The following is a 15,992-nucleotide window of genomic DNA, read 5'->3' as shown; positions in this document are numbered from 1 at the left end:
AAAACAAAGGCAATAGTGACTATGTTGCAATTTAAATGCCGATTAGCTTATCAGCATTGTTACTTTATGAAAGACAATCGCAGATTACGTACTTGTGAATTATCTGAAGCTGCGGGATATGATGGCGATTCTTCTGGTCAAATTGGGAATTTAGGTGAAAAGTTTTGCAAATTCTTTGGAGTAAAAGATGATGAATTTGGACAGCCAGCACTTGCAATAATTAGTTGGTTTCCAGATGAAATCAATGGGTATTGGTACATTGAGCTAATTCCTGAAGCAGCTAGAGCATTTAATCGTTTTCACATCGAAACTGTCTAATGTAAATGTTAATTTTATAGCCATAGACTTGGGCTATGGCTTGTAGTTATATTAGCTTAGACTTGCAAAGATGTAGCAGGTGTATATTACTCGCAACTCTCCCTTCCCCACTCACGACGATCAATTCTTTAGTTAATTTTTAACTATTCAACTTAGCAGCGCCAAAAGTAGCATTGAACTTACGACACCAGATAGCCGCAGATTTATAGTCTGCTAAATTGATGTTGTTAGGAATTGCATACATTTGAGCGCCACTATATTTTTTCAAGGGAGCAATAATGATATAATCTCCTTTTTTCAAAGGATAAGCTGGCGGCTTAGTGGAACCAATTACGTTATCTGAGCGATGCAAAATTACTACTAAATCCGGCCCTAATTCAGAGGTTTTAAACGACTGTTCAAGCTCTAGAAATGATTTACCATCTTTGCTTGTAATACTTACTTTTCCTTGAGTTGTATGTTCTCCAGAAACAAAACTGCCTGACTTAATAGCAGTTGATTTCTGAGATTGTGCTGAGGTGGATAGATATTTTGGCGGATTTGAAGATGTAGGGAGAGATGTATTCACAGCACTTGCACTTTTATTTGACTTATTACTGGATACTTCTTGCACACAGCTAATCAAGATAAGTGAAGACAAACTTAGGATTAATAAATCTCTGATTTTCATGATTAAATACCTCAACACATTAATCAATAATATAGCTTTTGGATTGAGCCTTGAATTAATTATCACTTCAATAATTAGTTTAGAATTAGAAGTTTCTAAAGATTAATAGATAAAAACCTGAGATTTTGTTTAGAAAGTTCTTATGGATTTCTCAGCAAAATCTCAATTTTCAGCATGTCAGTGCATAAGCATAAATAAATGCAACTATAGCAATCCAAAATCATTCGTGGAAAAAATCTATTGCCTATTGCCTATTCCCTATTGCCTACCTCTACGACGAATTTAACAATCTAATTGAGGATTGCTATATGTCATCGTGAAGATAACAGATTGAAATGAAGTAAACACAATACTCTGGAATTGTTTAACTTTTCTGGCAATAACATCCCTTATTTATTCATATATATTAAATTGTATAAAATTATACTTTACTAAATAAATCTCATGATTTTCTTTTATGCAAAGAGCATATGTCTCTAGTAAAATCTTTCTATCAAACTAGTGCAGCTTGGCCCAAATAACTATCCAGTTGATTTTTGAAGTTATTTTTATAACCCATGCAATAGGCATCCATGAACAAAACCAGTAATGATGAAATGTTTTTGCACAACCAAACTTGGCAGCGTGAAAGGCAAATAATAGCACGTTTGTCTTCTTTGAACTATCGAACTGGGGAACTGGGTAGCTATTTGCACAATATTGCCTGCGGAGTTAGCGAACTTATTGGAGTTGATTGGACAGTTGTTACTTTTTGCCAAGAAGGGTTTGAAACTGTTCTAGCAAGTAGTCTCGAAATGGGCGAGGGCGAACATGTTTATTCACTACATGGTTTACTAACTGGCACTGTTATCCAAACGGGTCATTCTTTAGCAGTGGAAGATGTTCAAAAATACCCAGAATATGGGCAGGCTCCAGAAGGTTATTGTGCATATTTAGGAATACCATTGCGGACTGCTGAAAGTAAAGTAATTGGTACTATCTGTTCTTTTAATCACCAACCACGTGATTTTACAAAACAAGATATCCAAATTGTGGAATTGTTTGCTGAACGGGCTGCAACAGCGATTGATAATTATCATTTTTATCAACAACAATGCCAATTTAATCATATTTTGGAAGCTGAGGTTGAAAAACGTACCACAGAATTACGAGCAGCCCAAGCCAAGCTTTTAGAACAAGAACGATTGGCAGCTATTGGTGAATTTGCTGCCATTATTGTGCATGAAATTCGTAATCCCTTAACTACAATGATTATGGGATTAAAGTATTTCCGAAAAACCATTTTGAATGAACCTGCTCAAGAGCGATTAGCATTGGCACTGAGCGAAGCTAGTCGTCTGGAACGTCTGCTGAGTGAAATTTTGCTCTACGCCAAGCCCCAAGTGTTGCAGCTTTGTGAATTAGATGTGAATGAATTTATTCATGAGTTACTGGTATGCATTCTTGAAATGCCAGAAGCTCTGGAACGACAAATTGAATTTATTCCAGCGTCCCCTGTGGTGAAAATTTCGGGGGATAAAGACAAACTCAAACAAGTATTTATCAACATTGTCCGCAATGCTTGCGAGGCAGTTGCACCAGGAGATATTGTGAAGTGGCAAGTAGACTGTTCGCATACAGATAAAGTCTGCATTAATGTCCACAATTGCGGCGAACCAATTCCATTAGAAGTTCTCGCCAAGCTTTCTCAGTCATTCTTCTCCACAAAACCTTGTGGCACTGGGCTAGGACTTGCTATTACCAAACGCATCGTTAATGCTCACAATGGGGAACTGTTAATTTCTTCTGATTTGTTGACAGGTACTACCGTGAGCGTTCAATTGCCATTAGTTGCTCAATGAACATTCACAAACAATTTAGGATTACTGTACACACGACATTGTAGCGTTGCTTAAGTTGGACAGGTACGCGATCGCTATACAAATGCATTTTACCACTACAGGTGATATCTATTGCTTTTACTGATAACTTGTGAGATAAATCACACTAAAATTCCAAGTAGTAAAATAACATTATATTATGCATAAAATATTACAGACAAAATGATGGAATTACTTGAATTAATTTTAGTGCTAGCTACAGTAGTTGGTGTTGCAGACGGGAACACAATTTTGGTTAAAGATAATGTAGGACAAACAATTCCAATCAGACTAGCGTGTATTAAAGCACCAGAGGCGACTGGTCAGCCCTATCGTTTAGCAGCAACTCAAAGGCTAAAACAGCTACTACCACCTCAAACTCCTGTTGTGATTAGAAGCACAGAAGAACTCAAAAATGACCGCATGGCTGGTGAAGTATTTGTGGATAATCGGTCAGTAAACCTCCTTTTGGTAGAGTCAGGGAATGCCGTGGTTGACCGAGAAACTTTACAAAACTGCTACGAGAGCAAAACCCAATTTTTAATTGCAGAAGCAAATGCTAAAAATAAGCGCTTGGGATTGTGGCAGCAATCAAAAGTGAAGTCGAATTCACGTTAATTTAGATTTTTCATATTTATTTTTTAGAAATATTTGCATTCTTAATATCATCTATCAATTCGTCAATCCTTGATGTTGTGGTATTCCAAGAACACATAAAACGTACTCCTCCCACACCAATAAATGTATAAAACTGCCAATTCTTTGCTTTTAAAACGTGAATGACTTTTTCTGGTAGTTTAACAAACACGGCGTTGGCTTCTCTAGGAAACATCAAGTCAACACCTTCTATATTTAATAGTTGATTCTCTAAGTAATCAGCACATTGATTGGCATGTCTGGCATTTTTAAGCCACGCACCAGTTTCTAATAAACCCAGCCAAGGAGCAGAGATAAACCGCATTTTTGAGGCTAGCTGACCTGCTTGTTTGCATCGATAATCAAAATCCTCTGCTAGCTCTTTGTTGAAGAAAAGAATTGCTTCACCTAATGCCATGCCATTCTTTGTACCACAAAAGCACAACACATCCACTCCACTTTTCCAAGTAATTTCAGCAGGGCTTTTATTCATAGCGGCAACTGCATTTGCAAAACGAGCGCCATCCATGTGGACTTTTAAGTTATACTTTTTCGCAACTTCCTTAATTTTCAGAAGTTCTTCAATGGAATATAAAGTTCCTAACTCAGTTGATTGTGTAATACTAATAACTTTAGGCTTGGGATAATGAATATCAGTGCGTTTAGTGACAATTGCCTCTATCGACTCTGATGTTAACTTGCCATTTTTGCCTTGAGCAAGTAATAGTTTAGAGCCATTAGATGCAAATTCAGGTGCGCCACATTCATCTGTTTCTATATGAGATGTTTCATGACAAATGACGCTGTGATATGACTGACAAAGAGCAGCTAAAGATAAAGAATTAGCGGCTGTACCATTAAAAGTAAAAAATACTTCACAATCAATCTCAAAGAGTTTGCGAAAATAATCTGTGGCTTTTTGAGTCCATTCATCATTTCCATAGGCTGGAACACTACCTTGATTTGCCCTAATCATATATTCCAATGCTTCCGGGCAAATCCCAGAGGAATTATCACTTGCAAACTGCTCTAAGTGACTAATCATAATCTTTACTTTAATTTGTATCAGTAATGGTTCTAATATTAGTGAATAATTTTGGAGTTGCCAAATGCCAAAATTTATGGGAGATGCTATTAATCTCTCAAATTATTTAATAACTAGGCTAATTACAAGAACTGGGGATGGTAGTAAACTAAATATTTAATATCTATAGGAATCCGGTTTGATTTTTGAAAAGATACGTAGGGTGCGTTAGCGACAGCGTAACGCACTATTACCAGGGATTCGGTGCGTTACGGATTTGATCCTAACGCACCCTACAATACTTAACTTTCTCTTTTTGAGACGTTAAATTACTATGGTGTCTTCGTCAGCCTTGCGTTGAGGAGATTCTGAGACGTTAAACATTGCTAATAACTAAGTATTATTACTAAAAAAATAAATTTTGCTAATTAAAATGCTAATCATATACTTATAATGTACCATACAATGTCCTGACCAATAACTATGACATCACTATTGGGCGTATTTGTCCTTTATTAGTTGTGAGTAGTCATTTGTTTATTTTCTACTGACTAATGACTCTCCGGGTGATGCTCTTTCTGGTGCGTCCGCTACACGTAGCTCTGCTTCTTTTCAGGGGTACGTCGCCAACGCCACTTGCTTCTCCCTACAGCCCTTCTCCTAAAGAGACGCTACGCGTAGCTTGCTTCACCATAGGAGTATGGGCATCCTACGGCAGGCGCTAGCCTCTCACGAATGGGAGAACGGGAGATGCTGCGGGTAGCAACATCCTTGTAGGGGTACAAATTGGGAAACCCGCCTAAGGCACTGGCTCACTAATGACTAATACAAATGACTGAACCATTGATTGAACTGAAAGGTGTTTCTAAGTCCTTTGGTAGCCATAAAGTTCTAGATAATGTAGACTTGACCGTTCACCGGGGAGAAGCACTGGGGATTATTGGCCCTTCAGGGACTGGTAAATCAACAATTTTACGCATAATGGCGGGGTTACTGAGTCCTGATGAAGGAGAAATTTATGTGCAAGGAGTGCGGCGAGACGGTTTGATTGAGGATGGTGCCCAGCAAATTGGCATTGGTATGGTGTTTCAGCAGGCGGCACTATTTGATTCGCTGACGGTGGAGGAAAATGTGGGATTTTTACTTTATCAAAATTCAAAGCTACCGCGATCGCGCATTGGAGAATTGGTAAAAGAAAAATTGGAGATGGTAGGTTTGCCAGCAATAGGCCACCTCTACCCAGCCGAACTTTCCGGGGGAATGCGAAAACGGGTAAGTTTTGCCCGTGCGATTATGTCTAACCCAGATAATCCTTCAGAAACCCCAGAAGTTCTACTATACGATGAACCAACAGCCGGACTTGATCCCATTGCCTCAACAGTAATCGAAGATTTAATCCGCCATTTACAATGTTTACATGGAGTTTGTAGTACCTATGCTGTTGTTACCCACCAAGACAGCACTATGCGCCGTACAGCTGATAGACTTATATTTCTCTATGAAGGTAGAGTGCAGTGGCAGGGTACAGTTAGTGAAACATACAACACAGAACATCCCTTGATCAAACAATTTCTCAGTGGAAGTGTGCAAGGGCCGATTCAAGTCGTCGGTTAGAAAGTGAGAAGTTAAGAATCAGGAGCGCGAGTTAAATCAACTCCCAACTCCTAACTCATAACTAATTATTGGGTGGAGAAAAAAAATGCGAGGTCTTATGACAAGCCGCTTCGCGTCTGGGCGAACATTTAGAGAAGGCTCTGTGGGGTTATTACTCCTGCTAGGATTAGGGGTATTTGGATTACTCTTTTTATGGTTAAATAGAGTAACTGCTTCCGGCCGTTCATACAAAGTTATTGTGGAATTTGCTAACGCTGGCGGAATGCAAAAGGGAGCAACAGTTCGCTATCGAGGCGTTAAGGTAGGAACTATTTCCCAAGTTAGACCAGGGCCAAATGCCATTGATGTAGAGATTGAAATTGCCCAAACTGACCTGATTCTCCCTCGGAATGTAGTAGTAGAAGCTAATCAAAGCGGATTAATTAGCGAAAGTATTATCGATATCACGCCAAAAGCAACCTTACCTGCTGGGGTTGCGATCGCTAAACCCCTAGATAGAAATTGTGATCCCAGCCTGATAATTTGTAATGGCTCTCGGTTAAAAGGTCAGATTGGCATTAGTGTTGATCAACTAATTCGCAGTTCAACTGAGCTAGCCGCTGTATATACTGACCCAAAATTTTATAGAAGTGTCAATAGGGTTCTAGAAACTACCACAAGCGCAGCATCCAGTTTTACTGAGCTAAGTCAAGATTTACAAGGTTTGACCAAAAGTTTGCAGCAACAACTAAATACATTTTCGGCTACTGCTAATTCAGTGCAACGAGCGACAAACCAACTTAATGCATCCGCGACTCAAACTGTAAGTCAAGTCGGTGCAACTGCAACTCAAGCAAATCGTTTGCTTACCAACCTGGATAATTTGTTGACAACAAATCGTTCTTCGCTGGTTGGCGCTTTGAATAATATCACCGAAACCAGTAACCAACTGCGTGTTACAGTCAGTAGCCTATCACCATCTGTCAATCGACTGACTCAAGGAGAATTACTCAACAATTTAGAAACTCTTTCAGCAAATGCAGCGCAAGCCTCAGCTAATTTACGCGATGCTTCTAAAACCTTAAACGATCCAAAGAATGTGGTGTTGCTGCAACAAACTTTAGATTCAGCACGAGTAACGTTTGAAAATAGCCAAAAAATTACATCTGATTTGGATGAGTTGACAGGTGATCCTACTTTCCGCCAAAATTTGCGGCAATTGGTGAATGGTCTTAGTGGTTTAGTATCTTCTACACAACAGATGCAGCAACAAGTGCAAGTTGCTACTACTCTAGATTCGGTAAAAACTGTTGTGAGCAAACCAAAGAATCTAATTCCTACCCCAGCACCAACCCAAGAGGCGATGTCTAATGATAAGTCTCTACCCGTCTATGTCATTAATCCCTCAACTACTAATTTTGAAAGTACCGACACCAACTTTCAACCAACCCCCAGTCCGTCTATCCCTAACTCATCCCAAGAAGACCTCTTAAAGCAGCTGCGGGAGTATAGTAAGCAACGGGAGCAACTGGAGGCGGAAAAATAGGTAATATAGGTTGACCGAATTTTAGATTTTAAATTTTGGAAGTCATTAAAAGATGGGAGAAGCAAGCATTACTTGCTTCTCCCATATTACGTAATTATTGATTTCTAACCAGTGACGAATGGTATTCCATCTCTGGAAACGATCAAATTTCATAATTTACATTATGATTCTTGGTGCAGCTCGTAACTTCTACGTTGATCAAGTGAAACATTTATCCTTAAGATTCTTCTACAACCTCTTCGGGTACATCATCTTTGAGGATAATTTTTGATAGGTAAAGACCGCAATATATGGGAAGCATAAAGCTGTATATTATCTTCAAGGTAAGCACAGTCAGTAGACCGAAGATTTTTCCACAACCCTTGCCAGTCCCTAATTTCCCCTTGGCAATGCAATCTGAAGAAATCAGCTTCTAATCTGTCTTTAAAACAGAGGAGTTATTCAGGCTGCAAGCGAACCAGTGAAGCTGTCATGCTTCAAACATACAATAGACATCTCCAGAAATTAATTATGCGTTATCTGAAACCCTTGTAGAGACGTTGCAATGCAACGTCTCTACATTCATTTTCACCAGATGTCTAATATTTTGCGTGATATACAAAGAAAGGTGCGTTAAGAGGTACGATACCATTCTTATCTAGCCTGTCACGGTGCAGCGATCGCCAGTTGTTATTTTTCGGACAGATCGGGGAATTCTATTAATACGATTCAGTAATTCGCACAGCGTTGACCAGAGAAAGGCTTCCCATAGGATAGCAACTGGTATTGGTTGTTGTGGGTTGATTTGAACTGTGTTGTAAAAATATTTTGAGTTTTGAGGAGCGGCTGATGGATAAATCAATTATTCAGTTGGTTGACGAATTACCGACTGACAATATCACTGTCAAAGTTTTAAAAGCTCTTGATTATATAGCGCCAGGTGAGTGGAGCAATTTGACGGGATTTGAGAATAATATTCGCAGCATTACAGGAGTTACCGATGCTAAGGTAATTCAGAAAATCCGCGATCGCGCTGTTGTTTTATACGAAGATCCTCAACAAGGCTACCAGTTCGCAACCAAACTTTATCAAACAATTGATAAAGCAGACACAGCTATGGCAGCGGCGGCTTTGGCGAATAAAGTGAGTGAGAAAATTGGATTTTTGTCTTTTTTAGGCAACATTACTCCCAAAGCTGACGTAACTCAATCCATTGACTTAGTATTGAAAATTGCCGTTGAAATCATCGCCTTTTGCAAACTAAATGGTATTCCTCAACCGAATCCCCAAGAGTTTGCTAATTCTCTTGCTAACAACTATCAAAATGCATCCCTAATGCGGATGGTAGCTCTAGTTTGTCTAGACGGAATTCTACCACTAGGCCCCGACTTTCTGGGCAAAATTCACGGAGTTATTAGTGGCACTGATACTGGTGCAATAACTCAAAATCCGGTTTTCTTAGCTATCAATAACTTTCTCCCAGGTAGTAACCCCTCTGATAAAGTTGGTTTTATCAGTCAAGGTTTCAACTCTGTACAAGGTTGGATGGATAACTTAGTATCTAAAACAGGCATAACCCCGCAATCAATTTCTAGTAATTTAGGTAATTTTATTCAGATTGCTGATGATAATTTAGATTTAGTAGCAGCATTCCTAGATCAAACTACCAATTACTACGAACATACGGGAATTCAAACTGTAGCTCGCAGCTTAATTTTGCAAGCCCATACTTTAGTCAAAGAGGAAATTAAACAAGAGGAACAAAAGCCTATCCAAGATGTTTCATCTGCTGTTAAGTCAGATAATAATCAGTATGAACTCAGCAAAACAGTAGAAGTCTGGGATAATGAGGAAGAAGATTGGTATCAGGGAACAATTGAGAAAATCCAAGATGACCAATTCTTTGTTCATTACCTTGGTTACGGTTCATCTTATGACGAGTGGGTAGGCGAAGATGACATTCGGACTCGCGATCTTCGCTCTACAGATGATAATGGATATGCAGTGGGTCAAAAGGTAAAATGTTGGGATGATGACCAAGAGGCTTGGTATTCTGCGACAATTGAGCAAATCCAAGGTCAGCAATACTTTCTTCACTACATTGGTTATGACTCATCCTATGATGAGTGGGTTGATAGTGACGAAATTTCCTAGCTGTTGAATTAGCAAGGGGGCGGCAAGACAATATCTCCGATGGGCTATTTATTGTCGCGCCCTGTGTTAATAGTACTTTTAAAACCGACCAGTGAGTTAGGTAGAGGTTTTTGTACCATCAGAAAACAAACCCTTTTTAATTAAGAATTACAAATTATTTTAATACTTGCGCTACGATATCCCCTATTGCCTTTGTGCAATCTATGTGAGGAGTAGTACAGGTCAAAAACATGACAGAAGAATTTAATACACAGCGTGCAGAGAATCTGGTGGCGATGCCTTCGGCGGGCGCAGCCATCGCAGATCAATTCGCTAGGCTGGGAAAGGTTACAGGCGTTAAAGCTTTTGGAAGTGGTAATATCAATGACACCTTTTTGGTGACTCTAGATTCTTCAGAAGAACAATATTTTGTCCTGCAACGCATCAATACACAAGTATTTCGGCAGCCACAACTGATTATGCAGAATATGCGTACCTTCACTGAGCATGTTCGCAAACGGTTACAGCATACACCCCTAAATCGTCGTTGGGAAGTGCCACGCGTACTCTTGACCAAGGATGCTCAAGACCACTGGAGGGATGCAGACGGCTCCTTTTGGCGGGCGATAAGCTTTATTGAAGGCTCCCAATCTTTTGATACTATGCGCGATCGCTCACACGCGAAAGAAATCGGCTATGCCTTGGGGATGTTCCACAATCTGATCAGCGATTTGCCACCAGAAAAACTCGCCGACACCCTTCAAGGATTCCATATTACACCACTTTATCTCCAGCATTATGAGGAAGTGTTGGCGAAAACTAGTGCTAGTCAATCTTCGGAAGTTAATTATTGCTTGCAGTTTGTTAGCGATCGCCAAAGCTTTGCACATATCCTAGAAAATGCCAAAGTTGAAGGCAAACTACCCCTGCGTCTGATGCACGGCGATCCAAAAATCAATAACGTGATGTTTGACACTGCTACCCAGCAAGCCGTCAGCGTTATCGACCTCGACACTGTTAAACCCGGTCTGGTACATTACGATATTGGTGATTGCTTGCGATCGGGTTGCAATCCGGCTGGAGAAGAAACTGAGAATTGGGACAGTGTTTATTTCGATACTGACCTGTGCCAGGGAATTTTACAAGGTTATCTCTCGGTAGGAAAGGCATTTCTGACTGAGAATGACTATGCATATATATACGATGCAATTCGTCTCATCGCCTTTGAACTAGGATTGAGATTTTTTGCTGATTATTTAGCGGGGAATGTCTACTTCAAAGTCAAGCACCCAGAACATAACTTGGCAAGAGCGATCGTCCAGTTTAAGCTTACCGAAAGTATTGAATCGCAAGAAACGCAGATTTGCAACATTATCAAAGACATGAAATGAACGATCAGACCTTTTCCTTGCAACCTTTTCCTTCTACAAGATCCCTGCCTAATTTAAAAATTGCAGGTGATATTGCCAGAAATGGTAATAAACTTACCATCTGCTATATGCTTGAGGGCAATTTCAAAGAAATTGTAATCGCCCCGCCATCAAATACTCCATCACGCAAGCATAAACTTTGGCAAGACACTTGCTTCGAGTTCTTCCTTGGCATCAAAGATTCTGCACGGTATTGGGAATTTAACCTCTCCCCCGCCGGACATTGGAATGTCTATCGCTTTGATGGGTATCGTCAAGGAATGCAAGAGGAAACAGCTTTTGAAAACCTAGCGTTTAATGTTCAAAATCAAGCCGATGGTTTAATACTTGTGTTGGATGTAGATTTGGAGAAAATCATCTCGGCAGAACAAGCCATTGAAGTTGGCATTACTACCGTTATTAAAGATAGAGATGGTGAGGTTACTTATTGGGCGTTAACTCATCAAGGCGCGGAGGCTGACTTTCATCTGCGGGATAGTTTTATTGTTAAGTTGTGAGATATATTTTGATGGAGATACTCAAGCTGGTTGTAAATTTCAATACATAAATTTTATCCCTTAATTCAGCAACGCCAAAAATTACTTTTATGTCAGATGTTGGGTTTTAATTAGTTATTGGTTCTAAGATATGTTATCCAGTAATTCTAAAGCTGCAAGGCTTCGCATTTCATTGCTGTCCATTGCCAAACGTCTCATACAATTAACTTACCAAGTTCCAGTACAATACTTTAACCGTTATGCTTATGACACAGTGTTTATAGCGCCAGAGTTCTATTGGGGACAACCGTCTGTGGAAACTCGTTACCTCCAGCATGAGATCAAGCGTGATTATGAACATTGGATTGAACTTGTCAGGTTGGTGTTTGCCAAAGCTCCTAAAGATATCTCGAACAAGCTCAATGAAGCCGACAAAAAACTTCGCACATGGATTGAACTAGAAGATAATTGGTCGCTCACAGATAACTCAGAAAAAAATGAACAAAATTTGCGAAATGACATCAATGAGTTTGATGAGTTAATCCTTATTCTGGAAGCATCACCAGCTAAAGAGATTATTGTAATTCCAGATACAAATTCTATCGTTGCTGAATCTGATCCTTGTGCTTACCGTTCTCTTGTTGGTAATACAAATTTCACTTTTCTCCTTCTTCCAACAGTTCTTGGTGAACTCGATAGCCTAAAGAATAATCACCGAAATCCTGATTTTCGAGAGAAAGTTAAAAAGTCAATTTCTCGCATTAAAGGTTGGCGCAACCAAGGTTCCCTCATCAATGGAGTGACAGTCGATAAAAGTATAACAGTGCGTGCCGTAGCAGCAGAGCCAAATATGCAATATACCCTCTCATGGCTCGATTCTGAAGTGGGAGATGATCGGCTTATTGCGAATATTCTTGAAATTGAAGCAATATCACCTTCTGCTGAGATTAGTTTGGTGACAGGTGACATCAATCTTCAGAACAAGGCTGATGTTGCTATGATCCATACTGTAGATAATCCTAGCTCATAATACCGTGTTGTACCCAAAGTCATTAAATTTAATCGACCTTTATTGTGGGTATAACATTTGCTCATTAGTGATTGAGCATTTTGAAAGTAGGTTGGTTGCGATCGCATTTATTTTGAATATAAACTTGTTAGTGCTGGCGTCCGCATTATCCCAACCTATATCAAATCCTCACTCATGCTTGGCAATGGCATCAACAGCGGCATAGGTAGAGACAAAGGCTTTCGCTATTATACTCGCGGTTAGAGATGCATAGCAAAAATTAAGTAGGTAGGGACGAATAAAGCTCACTCGCAATCATAATACTTGTAAACTTTTTCGCCTACCTGCTTAATGGTAATTTTAAAAATTATCCCTATTTAAAATCGTTGTTTGAATATTTTAAAAGTGCGATCGCACTACCAGGCGGGAAAATAGGTTAAATATCTCAACCATAGCTATATTTACACATCTACACCTTTATGCATACTGCTTTATCCATCTATATATGATCAATAATTAGTAACGTTATTTTAGTAAAAAAATAAACTAATTTGCTTATTTCCCTTGATAGAGTTAATTAAATCTTAAGCGTGCAGAATATAAGTTAGATAGCTAAAAAGCAAATTATCAACTGTTAATTTATGCAAAAGATTTATGGCAATACTCAGGGGATAAAAGCTAGCCAAATAAAACAGTTACAACGGCTTTACGAGGAAAATCAACCAGCAGATAGATTAATTACGCCGGAATTTGCCCAAGCCTTAACTGCAATTAGCAAAGAAATTCATCACCCAGTTTGTTGTTATATCAATCGGCGTGGGCAAGTTATCCGAATTGCTGTAGGAACACCAAATCAAACTCAAATTCCGCCTGAAGAATTACCACGCCGCAGTGCCGAACGCTTGAGCGGAATCCGTTGTGTTGCTACTCAATTTAAATCAGAACCACCTGATGAAGCATCGTTGATCGCAATGATGCGTCAGCGCTTAGATGCTCTTGTAATATTAATTGCAACTGATAGCGAAGTAAAAGAAGCTTTTCTAACTTACCTTTTCCCCGATAGAGAAAGTCCTTGGGTAATTTCACCTCCTCTAAGTTTAGATGACTTAACCGAACAAGAATTTGATGAGCTAGTTCACGAATGGGAGAGAGAAATTGCTGATGCTGGAGATGGAATATTCCTATCTCAAGAAGTTGTCTCTGACCAAGACAGGGTGTTGCTGGTGGGAGTGCAGACAGAAGATGTATCTGTGCAACGGTTTGAAGATGGGGTGGCAGAACTAGTGCGTTTAGTCGAAAGCGCTAAGGGTATTGTACTGGATACAATGCGGCAAAAGCGCGTAGGCGTAGCCCGTCGCAGACATCGCATCCATCCCCAAACAGTAGTCGGTAAGGGAAAAATTGAAGAAATCACCCTTTTGGCTCAAAAACTAAGAGCTAATTTAATCGTTTTTGACCGAGATATTTCTGCATCTCAAGCCCGCAATTTAGAACAAGAGATTGGCATCCGAGTTGTAGACCGCACGGAAGTAATTCTAGATATTTTCGCTCAACGCGCTCGCACTCAAGAAGGTAAATTACAAGTAGAGCTAGCACAACTCGAATATATGTTACCTCGGCTGCGCGGTCGTGGTCAGGAAATGTCTCGATTAGGTGCGGGGATTGGTACGCGAGGCCCTGGTGAAACAAAACTAGAGACGGAACGGCGCACAATTCAACGCCGGATTGGTCAACTACAGGAAGAAGTAAACCAATTACAAGCACATCGCGCCCGCATTAGACAACAACGACAACAGCAAGAAATTCCGGTTCTGGCATTAGTTGGCTATACCAACGCTGGTAAATCTACTCTGCTAAATGTGTTGACTAATGCAGAAGTATACACCGCAGATCAACTATTTGCTACCCTCGACCCAACAACCCGCAAGGTAGTAATTACAGAACCAGAAACACAACAACGCAGGTCGATTCTGCTCACAGATACTGTAGGGTTTATTCACGAACTCCCGCCACCACTGATGGATGCATTTCGCGCCACATTGGAGGAAGTAGTTGAGGCAGATGCCATGATTCATGTTGTGGATTTGTCCCATCCAGCTTGGGAAAGTCATATTGCAAGTGTGCTGGAAATACTCGAAGAAATGCCTGAGATTCCAGAAAAAACTTTGATTGCTTTTAACAAAGTTGACCAAGTAGATAGCGAAACCTTGGCTAGAGTTCAACAAGAGTATCCCGAAGCTGTGTTTATATCAGCAACCCAGCGCTTGGGTTTAGAGACTTTAAAAATGCGATCGCTGCAACTAATTGACGAACCCGTTCAGGCGATCGCAGTCCCACAAAATTCATACTAACAAGAAGAAATTATATGATACCGACCATCATTGTTCACGGTGGGGCAAAAACCATCACAGACGATAAAGTTGCAGCCAACAATGCAGGCTGTACAGCAGCAGTAGAAGCCGGTTGGGCTGTACTAATAAGTGGAGGTACTGCCGCAGAAGCTGTTGAAGCAGCTACCCGTGTTCTGGAAGCTGATCCGACATTTAACGCTGGTCTTGGTGCAACTCTCAACAGCGACGGAGAGGTGGAGTTAGACGCGGCGATCATGGAAGGCTCTTTAAGTTGGGGAGCGATCGCAGCAGTTCAGGGCATACGTCATCCAATCTCGGTTGCACGAAAAATTATGGATGAAAAACCCAGGCTGCTAGTGGCGCGGGGTGGAGAACGCTTCGCTGTAGATTGCGGTGCCGAAATGTGTAAAAAACAAGACTTAGTAGCCGAGGAGCAATGGCAGCAGTGGAAGGAAGATCAGGAAGTGATTGATCGCCCCAATACTATAGGTTGTGTAGCTTTGGATGCTAGTGGTGTCTTAGCTGCTGGCACTTCAACTGGAGGTACTACGAAGCAGCAACAAGGTCGCGTCGGTGACACTGCCCTTGTTGGCTGTGGCTTATACGCTGATAATAAAATCGGCGGTTGCTCAACAACAGGTGATGGCGAGTCGATTATCCCGGTGGTTTTAGCTAAAACTGCGATCGATTTTTTGAGTGGAGACAGACACCCAGATGAAGCAGCACAGCTGGCAATTGATGCTTTAGTTTCTAGGGTTAAAGGTGAAGCTGGGTGCATCCTCATAGACCGTCAAGGACGCGTTGGCTGGGCGTATAACTCATCACACATGGCTTGTGCATATATGACCGCAGGACAAGACAAGGTGGCTGTCTTTACCAAGAAATAACTCATACCAATTCGTAATGGCTACGGTAATATAGGAATCCGGTTTGATTTTTGAAAAGATACGTAGGGTGCGTTAGCGACA

13 protein-coding genes are annotated in these 15,992 nt (G+C 40.4%); 11 read left to right on the top strand and 2 right to left on the bottom strand.

Features of this window, described 5'->3' with window-relative positions:
* The coding region (locus VB740_RS12575) for a hypothetical protein (protein ID WP_323200336.1) at positions 1 to 318 on the top strand (318 nt) is incomplete at its 5' end.
* 139 nt (positions 319 to 457) lie between these two features.
* On the opposite strand, the gene VB740_RS12570 is transcribed toward VB740_RS12575, so the two are convergent.
* Positions 458 to 988: a DM13 domain-containing protein gene (locus VB740_RS12570; protein ID WP_323200335.1), complete on the bottom strand. Its 531-nt coding sequence runs from the start codon at positions 986 to 988 to the stop codon at positions 458 to 460.
* Between the two features lie 572 nt (positions 989 to 1,560).
* Here VB740_RS12570 and VB740_RS12565 point away from each other — a divergent pair.
* On the top strand, positions 1,561 to 2,829 hold the full coding sequence (locus VB740_RS12565) for an ATP-binding protein (RefSeq protein ID WP_323200334.1): 1,269 nt from the start codon (positions 1,561 to 1,563) through the stop codon (positions 2,827 to 2,829).
* Positions 2,830 to 3,030: 201 nt separating this feature from the next.
* Positions 3,031 to 3,465, top strand: coding sequence for a thermonuclease family protein (locus tag VB740_RS12560; RefSeq protein ID WP_323200333.1), 435 nt, complete (start codon positions 3,031 to 3,033; stop codon positions 3,463 to 3,465).
* A 16-nt stretch (positions 3,466 to 3,481) separates the two neighbouring features.
* On the opposite strand, the gene VB740_RS12555 is transcribed toward VB740_RS12560, so the two are convergent.
* Positions 3,482 to 4,528 (bottom strand): low specificity L-threonine aldolase, encoded by a 1,047-nt coding sequence (locus VB740_RS12555; RefSeq protein WP_323200332.1) that lies wholly within the window; start codon positions 4,526 to 4,528, stop codon positions 3,482 to 3,484.
* Positions 4,529 to 5,338: 810 nt separating this feature from the next.
* On the opposite strand from VB740_RS12555, the gene VB740_RS12550 reads away from it, so the two are divergent.
* The 8 genes from VB740_RS12550 to VB740_RS12515 all read left to right on the top strand — a co-directional run bounded on the left by VB740_RS12550 (position 5,339) and on the right by VB740_RS12515 (position 15,911).
* Positions 5,339 to 6,121 carry an ABC transporter ATP-binding protein gene (locus VB740_RS12550; protein ID WP_323200331.1) on the top strand — a complete coding sequence of 261 codons (783 nt, stop codon included), beginning with the start codon at positions 5,339 to 5,341 and terminating at the stop codon, positions 6,119 to 6,121.
* 85 nt (positions 6,122 to 6,206) lie between these two features.
* Positions 6,207 to 7,646: an MlaD family protein gene (locus VB740_RS12545; protein ID WP_323200330.1), complete on the top strand. Its 1,440-nt coding sequence runs from the start codon at positions 6,207 to 6,209 to the stop codon at positions 7,644 to 7,646.
* Positions 7,647 to 8,474: 828 nt separating this feature from the next.
* On the top strand, positions 8,475 to 9,779 hold the full coding sequence (locus VB740_RS12540; RefSeq protein WP_323200329.1) for a Tudor-knot domain-containing protein: 1,305 nt from the start codon (positions 8,475 to 8,477) through the stop codon (positions 9,777 to 9,779).
* A 230-nt stretch (positions 9,780 to 10,009) separates the two neighbouring features.
* On the top strand, positions 10,010 to 11,149 hold the full coding sequence (locus VB740_RS12535; RefSeq protein WP_323200328.1) for an aminoglycoside phosphotransferase family protein: 1,140 nt from the start codon (positions 10,010 to 10,012) through the stop codon (positions 11,147 to 11,149).
* Positions 11,146 to 11,685, top strand: coding sequence for a DOMON-like domain-containing protein (locus VB740_RS12530; protein WP_323200327.1), 540 nt, complete (start codon positions 11,146 to 11,148; stop codon positions 11,683 to 11,685). The genes VB740_RS12535 and VB740_RS12530 overlap by 4 nt, the downstream gene beginning before the upstream one ends.
* 130 nt (positions 11,686 to 11,815) lie before the next feature.
* The gene (locus tag VB740_RS12525) at positions 11,816 to 12,694 is read left to right on the top strand and encodes a PIN domain-containing protein (protein WP_323200326.1); all 879 of its coding nucleotides are present in this window, start codon (positions 11,816 to 11,818) and stop codon (positions 12,692 to 12,694) included.
* Positions 12,695 to 13,314: 620 nt separating this feature from the next.
* Entirely contained in the window at positions 13,315 to 15,024 is a 1,710-nt protein-coding gene (gene hflX, locus VB740_RS12520) for a GTPase HflX (RefSeq protein ID WP_323200325.1), read from the top strand.
* 14 nt (positions 15,025 to 15,038) lie between these two features.
* Positions 15,039 to 15,911, top strand: a complete 873-nt coding sequence (locus VB740_RS12515; protein WP_323200324.1) for an isoaspartyl peptidase/L-asparaginase family protein — start codon at positions 15,039 to 15,041, stop codon at positions 15,909 to 15,911.
* Positions 15,912 to 15,992 lie beyond the last annotated feature (81 nt).

It is taken from the genome of Nostoc sp. UHCC 0251 (assembly GCF_034932245.1).
Classification (GTDB): domain Bacteria; phylum Cyanobacteriota; class Cyanobacteriia; order Cyanobacteriales; family Nostocaceae; genus Nostoc.
This window is presented reverse-complemented; position numbering and strand designations above follow the sequence as displayed.